10 protein-coding genes and 1 pseudogene are annotated in these 10,256 nt (G+C 57.0%); 4 read left to right on the forward strand and 7 right to left on the reverse strand.

What is annotated here, in order from left to right:
- Positions 1-111: 111 nt before the first annotated feature.
- Positions 112-299: pseudogene (locus ACESMB_RS13230) on the forward strand (pyridine nucleotide-disulfide oxidoreductase); the annotation flags it as partial.
- Here ACESMB_RS13230 and ACESMB_RS13235 read toward each other — a convergent pair.
- The 5 genes from ACESMB_RS13235 to wrbA form a co-directional block, all read right to left on the reverse strand.
- Positions 289-1,257: a DMT family transporter gene (locus ACESMB_RS13235; protein WP_372971770.1), complete on the reverse strand. Its 969-nt coding sequence runs from the start codon at positions 1,255-1,257 to the stop codon at positions 289-291. The pseudogene ACESMB_RS13230 and the gene ACESMB_RS13235 sit on opposite strands and share 11 nt — an antisense overlap.
- A gap of 2 nt (positions 1,258-1,259) precedes the next feature.
- Positions 1,260-2,030 (reverse strand): ABC transporter permease, encoded by a 771-nt coding sequence (locus ACESMB_RS13240; protein ID WP_372971771.1) that lies wholly within the window; start codon positions 2,028-2,030, stop codon positions 1,260-1,262.
- A gap of 29 nt (positions 2,031-2,059) precedes the next feature.
- A complete protein-coding gene (locus tag ACESMB_RS13245) occupies positions 2,060-2,935 on the reverse strand; it encodes an ABC transporter ATP-binding protein (protein ID WP_372971772.1) in 876 nt (291 codons plus the stop codon).
- A gap of 69 nt (positions 2,936-3,004) precedes the next feature.
- Positions 3,005-4,000: an ABC transporter substrate-binding protein gene (locus tag ACESMB_RS13250; RefSeq protein ID WP_372971773.1), complete on the reverse strand. Its 996-nt coding sequence runs from the start codon at positions 3,998-4,000 to the stop codon at positions 3,005-3,007.
- A 304-nt stretch (positions 4,001-4,304) separates the two neighbouring features.
- Positions 4,305-4,958: an NAD(P)H:quinone oxidoreductase gene (wrbA, locus tag ACESMB_RS13255; RefSeq protein ID WP_372971774.1), complete on the reverse strand. Its 654-nt coding sequence runs from the start codon at positions 4,956-4,958 to the stop codon at positions 4,305-4,307.
- Positions 4,959-5,376: 418 nt separating this feature from the next.
- On the opposite strand from wrbA, the gene ACESMB_RS13260 reads away from it, so the two are divergent.
- Both ACESMB_RS13260 and ACESMB_RS13265 read left to right on the forward strand, forming a co-directional pair.
- A complete protein-coding gene (locus tag ACESMB_RS13260; protein WP_372971775.1) occupies positions 5,377-6,339 on the forward strand; it encodes an isopenicillin N synthase family dioxygenase in 963 nt (320 codons plus the stop codon).
- Positions 6,332-6,643: an alpha/beta fold hydrolase gene (locus ACESMB_RS13265; RefSeq protein ID WP_372971776.1), complete on the forward strand. Its 312-nt coding sequence runs from the start codon at positions 6,332-6,334 to the stop codon at positions 6,641-6,643. Before ACESMB_RS13260 ends, ACESMB_RS13265 begins: the two co-directional genes overlap by 8 nt.
- A 72-nt stretch (positions 6,644-6,715) precedes the next feature.
- Here the strand turns inward: ACESMB_RS13265 and ACESMB_RS13270 are convergent, their stop codons facing one another.
- Positions 6,716-7,702, reverse strand: a complete 987-nt coding sequence (locus tag ACESMB_RS13270; protein WP_372971777.1) for an ABC transporter substrate-binding protein — start codon at positions 7,700-7,702, stop codon at positions 6,716-6,718.
- Between the two features lie 23 nt (positions 7,703-7,725).
- Entirely contained in the window at positions 7,726-8,673 is a 948-nt protein-coding gene (locus tag ACESMB_RS13275; protein WP_372971778.1) for an isopenicillin N synthase family dioxygenase, read from the reverse strand.
- Between the two features lie 240 nt (positions 8,674-8,913).
- On the opposite strand from ACESMB_RS13275, the gene ACESMB_RS13280 reads away from it, so the two are divergent.
- The coding region (locus ACESMB_RS13280) for an 8-oxoguanine deaminase (protein WP_372971779.1) at positions 8,914-10,256 on the forward strand (1,343 nt) is incomplete at its 3' end.

Below are 10,256 nucleotides of genomic sequence, written 5' to 3' on the forward strand. Positions count from 1 at the left end.
CAGGCGGCATTGCGACCGCTTCAAGCCTGTTTAAACGCCAGGCAGACTTGGATATTGCGGTTATTGATCCCAGCGAAACTCACGATTATCAGCCAGGCTTGACCATGGTGGGCGGTGAGAAAGCAAGCGCCGGTTGTTGCCCAGAATGTTGTGCATTGGTTTCATGATCACCCACTAACCGCAGCGTATTTAGGTTATGGGTCCTGCCCGCTGACCATAGAGAGAGGCCGCATCATTCTTGCTGAATTTGGCTACGGCGGGACGCTTCAGCCCGTTTCTCGAAATGGGTCAATGACGGCATTTATCGACACGGACTCTGGAAGCCAGGAATCGGGCATGCCGCCAATCTGCCAACCCGACCAGCAGAATTCCGAGCCCAATCAGACAGAAGCCCAGGATATCGGTGTTGCCCGGACGCTCTCCCAAAATTATCGCTGACGATACTAGCCCCACTGCTGGCACTGCCGCGGAACTGAGGGACATGGTCACTGCCGGCAACGAGCGTATTGCCCCCACTTGAGCCGCAACGCAGACACCTGAGGCCAGCGCACCACTAACAAAAATATTCACGAGGAACGCCGGCTCCCAGCGAATACTGGATGCATCCTCGAGTAGCAGTGACAGCGGTATGAGCAGAAAGACCGATGACAGTAACTGCCAGGGAATCAGTGAAAGCACATCCCCGTGCCACTTGTGTCTGCGGACATGTATCAGCCCTGTCGTCCACAGTAGAGTGGCCAGCAAGATAAGCCCGCCCCCCATCAGCGTACAGGGAGCGTACCAATCAATGGTCAGGGGGTTGAAAATAGCCATCAGGCCTGCCAACCCAAGACCAGTCCCGAAAGCCCTGGGCAACGTAAACCGCTCACCCAGGAATATTGCTGCTGCGGGCACCACCCAAATGGGCGAGGTATAGGCCAGGATAGCGGCCCGACCCGCGGGCATGAACTGCATGCCGATGGTAACCAGAGTAATAAAGCCCATATTCTGCAAAAGACCCACAGAGATCACCACAGGAATATCAGTTCTGTGAGGTATCCGCAGGATCCCAAGGAACCGGGCAATGACAAACATAGTAATTGTGCCGAGGATCATCCGCAGAGTGGTATACAGCAGAGGAGGACTGTAGCCCAGGCCCATCTTCATGATCGGAAAATTGATACCCCAGGTCAGGGCGGTAAACGCAAGTAACAAATAGCCGCTGCGCCAGGCGTAAACAGTATTTGTCGCGGCCACCGCTACCGTCGGCCGGGGCATGGTCAATGCTCAACCTTCAACGCACTTTCATGCCAGTTTCTCAAGGCTCTGTCGGACATCCAGACCATAAGCGCAAAAAGCGCAATGCCTGTCAGAGTAATCAGAATCAGGGCTGCGAACATCTTGGGAATCTGAAGATTGTAGCCGGACTGGAGGATCATGTAGGCAAGCCCCGCTCTCGCGCCACCGGTGCCAGCCACAAACTCCGCCACAACTGCACCAATCAGAGCCAGGCCAGAACTGATGCGAAGGCCACCGAAGAAGTACGGCAGTGCACCTGGTATTCTCAGCCGCACAAGCTCCTCCCAGCGACTCGCCCTGTACATTCGAAACATACTCAACAGATTCGGATCGACACTACGTAGGCCCAGGGTAGTATTGGAGATAATAGGGAATATGGCTACGATCACAGCGCAAATAGTCAGTGCCCATGTGGTGTCGTTGACCCAGATAATGATCAGTGGCGCAATGGCAACGACAGGGGTCACTTGCATCAATACAGCGTAAGGAAAGAGGCTGATTTCGATCCATTTGCTTTGGACGAACAGCAATGAAGCCGCCACGCCGAGGATCACCGCAATCGCAAAGGCCAGTAAGGTAATCTTTAGCGTCATCAACAGGCCGTTGAACAGAGAAGAAAAGTCGTTCACAAGAGAATGGCCAATATCTACCGGGCTGGGCACGATGTACTTGGGCACATCAAACCCCACCACGGTGAGCTGCCACAACATCAGCACCAAAACTCCGACTGTTACAGGGGCGGCAATTTGCACGAACCGCTCATTGCGGATAAGGGGGCGTTTCATTGCTGGTTCTCCTCGCGATCTTCACCCATGACGCTGGCACGCTCCAGGGCCTGGGATACCTGCCGACAGTAGCCAGCGAATTCTGTGGAAACACGGAAGTCCGGCGACCTCGGATACGGCTCATCAATGGTGATATCATCCACGATCCGTCCCGGGCGGGCCGCCATCACTACCACCCTGCTGGACAGATAGACCGCCTCATACACGCTGTGGGTCACGAAAACGATGGTCCAGCCTTTCTCTTCCCATAGCTTGAGCACATCGTCGTTCAGTTTGTTGCGTGTCATCTCATCCAGCGCTCCGAAAGGCTCGTCCATCAGCAGCAGGTTCGGCTCCGTGATCATGGCGCGCGCGATGGAAGCGCGCATCTGCATGCCGCCGGACAACTCCCTCGGAAAACTGGTGTCAAAGCCCTTAAGCCCAACCAGGTTCAGTGCATCGTCAATTTTCTGGTCTACCTCCTGCGACTTACCGGCATGCTCAAGATCCAGGGGCAAGCGTACGTTCTTACGGACCCGGGCCCAGGGCATTAGGGTGGCATTCTGAAAAACGAAGGCCAGCTTGCGGCCCTTACTGCCCACTACATCGTATTCCTGTTCCCACCATTTCACGGAGCCAGTGGTTACGTCACCCAGGCCTGCCATAATGCGCAGAAGCGTGCTCTTGCCGCAGCCAGACGGGCCCAACAGGCTTACAAATTCGCCCTGTCGCACCTCCAGGTCGGCACCTTTCAAGGCTACGGTGCCGTTGCCATAGATTTTGTTAACATCTTCCACCTCAAGGACGGGTCGCTTTGCCACCACACGGGCGTACTCAGTCGGGGTTTGCTGCTCCGGCGCCGGGTTAAGGGGGGTTACCTTGGTAGCTTTCATAGTGCTTTCTCCGGGAACGACCGGTAATTTTTCACCCGGCCGGCATCAGGATGTTGATCATATCGGCACTTAAGGCATTACCGGCTCTTCGGGCAGGAACTCCAGGGTGTAGACATCGCTCAGGTCCAGATCTTCCGATGCAAGGTCCGCCTCTACCATGAAGTCCTTAATCTTCTGCCACCGCTCCTCAGTCATGACACCGATACCCATGGTCTGAGCATCACCGCCGGTCACCAACTGGTACTCCTTCATCTTTTCAATTCCGTAGGCAATTTGCTCCGGCGTCATTTCCGGGTTCTGTTCCCTGATCAATTCGTTACCCGGCTCCGGGTTTTCCAGGTAGCGTTTCCAGCCCTCCATGCTCGCTTGCACAAAACGCTTCACCACATCCGGGCGCTCCTCGATCATGTCGGTAGTGGTTTCGATGGTGGTGGCATAAGGAGGGTAGCCGTAGTCCGACAACAGAAAGACGTTGGGCTCGATACCTCCTTTGCGGATAGCAAAGGGCTCGGAAGACAGGTAACCCTGCTGAACAATGTCCTTGTCATTGAGGAAGGGCGCCACGCTAAATGTATAGGCATTGACCACGTCATCCTCGAACCCGTATTCCGCCTTCAGCCACGGCCAGAAAGTAGAGTGGGCAAAGGTAGCGACGTAGACCGGCAGTTCGTCTTCCCTGATTTGCTCGATAGACTCCACGTGCGGGTGTGCAATCAGCGCTTGCGGGTCACCCTGCATGGACGCGGCTACTGTCATCACGGGCAGCTCTTTTTCGACTGCGTTAATATTGCCAATGGGATAACCCATTAACAGGTCGTAGCGTCCAGTAACCAGCAGTTGGGTGCCGTTAACCTGGGGGCCGCCCATTTTGATTTCCACGTCCAGCCCGTAATCCTCATACAACCCTGTCGCCAGCGCCTGGTAGAAACCTCCGTGCTCGGCCTGTGCGTACCAGTTAGTGCCAAAGACCACCTTATCCAGTTCTTTGGCAGACACGGGCGTCAGAGCCACCAGGCCAGCCATCATGATTGAGCCGCTAAGGGCTACCAGTTTTCTTTGAGCCATTGAATTTCTCCTGTAAGTACCGACGACCGATGTCGACCTTTAATTGACCATTTGTTCAGGTTTTTAAAAGCAACGGCCGTGCCACTCACCTGATCAAGAAAAAATTTTTATATTTCAGTGCATTAAAAATCATGCATAACACCGTGGATGCACTAGGGTGAGCCAGTTCCTGTCGACCTGCACCGGTTTCGCCCAAAGCGCACAGCTGACCAGTCACCGGACCAGACACAAAAAAACCGCCCGAAGGCGGCAACAAAGGACAACGCAACACTTCCAAAAAACATTCGCGGACATACGCTAATATTTACTTCGAATAGGCCGCCAACTCCACCGAGGACGGCTCCGGCTCGATCGAGCGTGCCAGGCGGGCGACCCTGGCACCCAAAGCACGAGCGATAGCCAGTTCGTGCTGATCTACACCAAGGGTTCCGTCAAAGCCAGTAACGACCGAGGCACCGTAGGGTGAGCCGCCCTTGGTAGTACACACCAGTTCCGGCACGCTATGGGGAACACCCGCCAACACCATGCCGTGCTGCATGAATGGCAACAGCAGCGACAGCAGTGTCATCTCATTACCGGAATGCATGCCCCCGGTAGACGTGAAAGCCGCCCCCACCTTGCCGATCAATGCACCCTGTCGCCATAACGGTGCCACTTCATCAATAAACGCCCGCAAGGGAGTGCTCATCAGGCCGTAACGGGTGGGAGAACCCCACAGGATACCCCCGGCCCATTCCAAGTCAGCGGCACTGGCCCTTGGCAGATCGCGGTATTCTGCCTGCGCGGCGAGGAAGTCATCCCTTTGTGTATCCACACTGAACTCCGGTTCATCAATTCTCACACGGCAAAGACGAACCTCGGCATCTTCGCTGCGCACGCCTCCGGCAATGGCTTTTGCCAGAGCCAGTGTGCTGCCGTACCGGGAGTCCACTACGATTGTGACGCGGCTTTCATTCATGATGACGTCCTCATTGAGCCTGGTTGTGCCCCGCCTCGCCCGGTATGCGCCGTCTGCACATATCCGCACACTTTACTGATCACATGGTCAGGTTTTACACAAAGTAAGCAAAGGCCAGGCCAGCTTGAGTTCCTCCGGCATACATTCCCCCATCCGCTTGAAAAAACACCCAATTGAGCCCTCGTTTGCTGATAGAGCCATTCCCGGCGGGACCATGACGATGCGCCCGAATCCAGTGCATAAAAATACAACGGGCCCCGATATAAAGCTGCACTTCGCCCGCAAGTGAGGGTTCCCGAACAGGCGTAGCCCAAAGTTATCGTGGCATCACCCCTGACATACCTTCCTGTAGCGCTGGCATACTTTGTGAATTACTGATCATCTGGACAAGCCAGAATCAGTGAGTTGGAGACATACCATGAGCACCACCTATGCGAGGGCAGCGCTGCCCGTGATCAACCTGTCCCTGTTACGGGGAAGCGACCAGGACCAGGACACTCTCGCCCGCTCTCTGGAAGAGGCCTGCCTTCACACGGGCTTTTTCTACATTAGCGATCATGGCATCCCCGATGAGTTGATCGACCGGATTTTCCGGGAATCCCGGGCCCTCTTCGACTTGCCGGAAGAGCAGAAAAAGGCTATTCACAAGGCCCACTCTCACGCTAACCGTGGCTACGAACCACTCAAGAGCCAGACACTGGAGCCGGGCAGCCCACCGGATCTGAAAGAAGGCTTCTACATCGGGGAAGAACTGGATGGGACGGATCCGCGGGTGCAGGCGGGGCGATTCAACCAGGGGCCTAACCAGTGGCCGACGGAGCTGCCGACATTCAGGGACACCATGACGGAATATTTCGAGGCCATGAATGAGCTCAGTGATCACATCATGCAAGCGCTGGCACTGTCACTGGACCTGCCACAAGACTTCTTTGAGGACTTCTGCCATCAGCCAATGTCTACCCTGCGGCTGCTCCACTATCCTCCACAGCCACCCAACCCTTCTCCCGGGGAAAAAGGCTGTGGGGCTCATACGGATTTTGGTGGCGTCACCATCCTGCTCCTGGACGACAACCCTGGATTGCAGGTCTGGGAGGCCAACAACGAGGAATGGCTCAATGCCAACCCGATACCCGGCACCTTTGTCGTCAACATGGGCGACATGATTGCCCGCTGGACCAACGATCGCTACCGCTCAACTCTGCATCGTGTAATCAACACCTCGGGAGCGGAACGCTATTCAGTACCATTTTTCTACAGTGGCAATCCGGACCACGAAGTCTCCTGCCTGTCGTTGTGCCTCGCTGATGGCGATCAACCCCATTACCCACCCACCACTGTGGAGGCCCATCTTATGGAGATGTACCAGAGGACCTATGCCTGAGGCGCGCACTTATCAGGAAAAAACCGCAGTGCTTGTCCACGGCGCATGGGCTGGTGGCTGGGTGTGGGACGCCATAACCCCCTATCTTGAGCAGCAAGGCTTCCAGGTGCTGGCACCAGACCTAGCTGGCTGCGGACCACGCCTGGGGGATCCGTTGGAAGCCTCACTTGGCAGATGCGTCGCTGATCTGATGAGGCAATTGCAGGATATCGAAGGCCCGCTACTTACCTGCCATGTGCCGCAAGTAGCGGCGCCGCAAACCATAGCAAACATCCTCAACGCTTTATGGCAGGGCGCGTTCTGACCTTGCTCTTCTATTGAACCGGAGAAAAGGGCGGCCTCCAGAGCCGCCCTTTGGGGTTAACCTGACAGCGGATCAGTCAGCGTAAACCTCTTCCACGAAGCCAAGATCAAACGCTTTTTCCCAATCCAGGTTCTCTGGCAAGGTGCCTGCCGCAACCATGTCCTCGAAGAAGGCCTGCCAGCGCTCACGGGTCATCATGCCATACTGGCCACCCTTTGCCGCGCCCGACAACAGGATGCCTTCTTCCTGCATTTTGGCGTGGCTATAGGCCAGCAACTCGTCCTGCATTTCCGGGTTGTCTTCCTTGATCAAGGCGTTGGCTGGTTCCGGGTTTTCGAAGTAGGCTTCCCAACCCTCTGCGGTGGCCGCAACCATCTTCTGCACGATTTCCGGGTTTTCCTTCATCATGTCACTGGTTGTATCAAGAGTCGCCGAATAGGCCTCCCAGCCATAGTCGGCCAGCAACAGGCTCTTACCCTCGACCCCCGCCTGCTCCAGAAAGAAACCGTCATTAGTAACATAGCCCTGCTGGATTGTCTGATCATTCTGGATAAACGGCGCAAAGCTGTAATCGTAGGCCTGCAACTGGTCGTCAGTATAACCGTACTCGGTTTTTAGCCAGGGCCAGTAGGCCACCCGGCCCGCGGTGGGCACGCGCATGGACTTGCCCTCGAGGTCCTCCAACGAGTCGTGGCCGACACCGGTGTGCACCACCAGCGACTGGGGATCCTTCTGGAAAAAGGCCGCCACGGTGACCAAGGGGATATCCTCGCTCACCGCATTCAATGATTGCAGGGCGTATCCCATGATGAAGTCCACCGAACCACCCATCAGCAACTGGACATTATTGACTTGCGGGCCGCCCATCTTGATGGTCACGTCCAGGCCATGGTCTTCATAGATTCCCATGGCCTTGGCTGCATATATTCCTCCGTGTTCGGCCTGGGCATACCAGGTGGTCGCCACGCTGACCGGCGTCAGCTCTTCGGCCTGGGCAAAACCCGAAATTGCGCCTATGGACAGGGTCAGTCCCGCTGCCAGTGTCTTTAATCGCTTCATGGTCACATCCTCTGAATAGGGGCTCACGCCCCGTAGGTGTCGGTGAGCTTTTCGTGCAGGTGTTGCCCCGCAGTGATGGAATCGTAGATTGGCGGATTCTCCGCCGTGGTACAGCTATCGATGCAGGTGATCTTCGCGTCTTTGTTGGGGTGGCAGAAAAAAGCAATGGAGTAGCGGTCCCGGTGGCAATGCTCCGGCGCTACATTCACCCGATGGGGCGTGGAGCAGAATACGTGATTGGTCCACCGGTGCATCAGGTCACCCGTGTTGACCACTACGGTGCCGGGAATCGGCGTCGCACGGATCCATTCGCCAGCACGGGTGCGCACCTCAAGCCCCCCTACTTCATCCTGGAACAGCAGCGTAATGCTGCCGTAGTCGGTGTGGGCGCCGGCCCGGCTTTCGCCGTCATGGGGTTGGAAGCCTTCCGGTAACGGCGGGTAGTGGAGCAAACGCAGGGTATGGTGGTGACGATTATGAGCGTCCACGAAAAAGTCCACGGGTTGATCCAGAGCCAGGGCAAAGGCCTCCAGGACCCGGTCCGCCGTATGGATACACTCATCAAGAAAGCCATTCATGACCGCCTTGAAGTGTGGGGGCGCCGCCGGCCACAGGTTTTTATGGGCGCCCGGCTCCGACTGGTCCGGCGCCAGGTTGAATGCCTCCTTCAGGTCACCGGGACGGGACGGATCGAGACGTTCCCGCCTGATGCCCACGTAGCCACGATTGCTCTCTGCGTTTTGCCAGGCCACTGCCTGTTTCTCCTCCGTCGGCAGTGCGAAGAAATCCTTCGACGTCGCAAAGGTCTGAGCCAGCCGGTCTGCAGGCATGCCGCAATGGGCCAGGTAGAAAAAGCCCCATTCCCGGCTCGCCTGCCGCATCTGGTCAGCAACCGCGCGCTGTTCCACCTCGGCCCCTTCAAGAAATGGCCCGAAATCGATAACCGGCATCCCCTGCACCTTGTCCGCCATGATTTCTCCTGTTGCTCACCAGACTTTATTAGCCAATTGGTCAGGTTATTGGCAACGGGTATGCCATCTCTCAACTACGCCAAATACGCCATTTAAAGGTGCCATAACCAGACTTCCGTGCTTCAATCAGGTGCAAAAGTTATTTTAATGACCATTAAGTCAGCATTTTTCATAGCCGTCTAGGCACCACTCTTGCATGGAGCAAACGCATCAATGCCCCGGAACGAGAGCATGCCACCAATGACACAAACACTATTACTGAAGAACGCCAGTGTTATCGCCACCATGAACGATGACCAGCGTGAGATAGACAACGGATTTATCCTGATTCGGGACAACCGGATTGAAGCCGTTGGCCCAATGAAAGAATGCCCGGACGAGGCTGACCGAATCGTCGACCTGACCGGCCATGTGGTAATACCAGGGCTGATCAACACCCACCACCATATGTTCCAGTCCCTGACCCGGGCGCTCCCCTCCGCCCAGAACGGTGAGCTGTTCGACTGGCTCAGCGCGCTGTTTCCGGTGTGGCGCAACATCACCCCAGGCATGCAGCGGGCCGCCAGCCGCACCGCCATGGCGGAGCTGATGCTGTCCGGCTGCACCACGGCGGCGGACCACGCTTACCTGCACGTCAATGGCATCACCCTGGACGATAGCGTGCAGGCCGCCAACGAGATGGGCATCCGCTTCCACGGTGCCCGCGGCGCCATGAGCTTGGGCCAGAGCCAGGGCGGACTACCGCCGGATGCGTTGGTGGAAGCGGATGAGGGTGCCATCCTGAAGGACATGCAGCGGGTGGTGGAGGCCCACCATGACTACAGCCCCGACTCCATGGTGCGGGTCGCACTGGCACCCTGCTCACCGTTTACCGTGACCACGGATCTGATGCGGGAGGCGGCCACCATGGCCCGATCCCTCAAAGTGGGCCTGCACACCCATACCGCTGAGAATTGGAAGGATGTGGCATTCAGCAAGGAGCGCTACGGCATGACACCCACGGAATTCACCGAGGACGTGGGCTGGGTGGGCGACGATGTCTGGCATGCCCACTGCGTGCACCTGGACGAGCCCGGCATCGCCCTGTTCGCCCGCACTGGCACCGGCGTTGCTCACTGCCCCTGCTCCAACATGCGACTGGCCTCCGGCGTTGCGCCAGTGGGCAGGATGCTGGATGCGGGGGTAAAGGTAGGTCTCGGTGTGGACGGCAGTGCCTCCAACGACAGCGGCAACCTGCTGGACGAAGCCAGGCTGGCGATGCTGTCCGCCCGGGTACGCGACCAGAACCCCGGCGCCATGACCGCTCGGGAAGCGCTGAAGATTGCCACCCGGGGCGGCGCCGAAGTGCTGGGGCGGGGCGACGCCCTGGGCCGGATTCAGGTGGGTTATTGTGCAGACATTGTCGCTTTCCGCACTGACGACATCGCAATGGCCGGCGGCCAGAGCGATTCCCTGGCATCACTGGTGTTCTGCACCCCACCCAAAGTGGCCTGGAGTATTATCAATGGTCGCGTGGTTATAGAAGAAGGCAACCTCCTGACCTGGTCACTGCCCCACATTATTGAGGAGCAGAACCGTATGGC

Source organism: Marinobacter sp. (genome assembly GCF_041686475.1).
Classification (GTDB): domain Bacteria; phylum Pseudomonadota; class Gammaproteobacteria; order Pseudomonadales; family Oleiphilaceae; genus Marinobacter.

Bases quoted from the DNA above. Each gene is read 5' to 3' on its own strand.
- wrbA (WP_372971774.1), bottom strand. From the start codon at position 4,958: ATGAATGAAAGCCGCGTCACAATCGTAGTGGACTCCCGGTACGGCAGC.
- ACESMB_RS13275 (WP_372971778.1), bottom strand. From the start codon at position 8,673: ATGGCGGACAAGGTGCAGGGGATGCCGGTTATCGATTTCGGGCCATTT.
- ACESMB_RS13250 (WP_372971773.1), bottom strand. From the start codon at position 4,000: ATGGCTCAAAGAAAACTGGTAGCCCTTAGCGGCTCAATCATGATGGCT.
- ACESMB_RS13260 (WP_372971775.1), top strand. From the start codon at position 5,377: ATGAGCACCACCTATGCGAGGGCAGCGCTGCCCGTGATCAACCTGTCC.
- ACESMB_RS13245 (WP_372971772.1), bottom strand. From the start codon at position 2,935: ATGAAAGCTACCAAGGTAACCCCCCTTAACCCGGCGCCGGAGCAGCAA.
- ACESMB_RS13270 (WP_372971777.1), bottom strand. From the start codon at position 7,702: ATGAAGCGATTAAAGACACTGGCAGCGGGACTGACCCTGTCCATAGGC.
- ACESMB_RS13265 (WP_372971776.1), top strand. From the start codon at position 6,332: ATGCCTGAGGCGCGCACTTATCAGGAAAAAACCGCAGTGCTTGTCCAC.
- ACESMB_RS13235 (WP_372971770.1), bottom strand. From the start codon at position 1,257: ATGCCCCGGCCGACGGTAGCGGTGGCCGCGACAAATACTGTTTACGCC.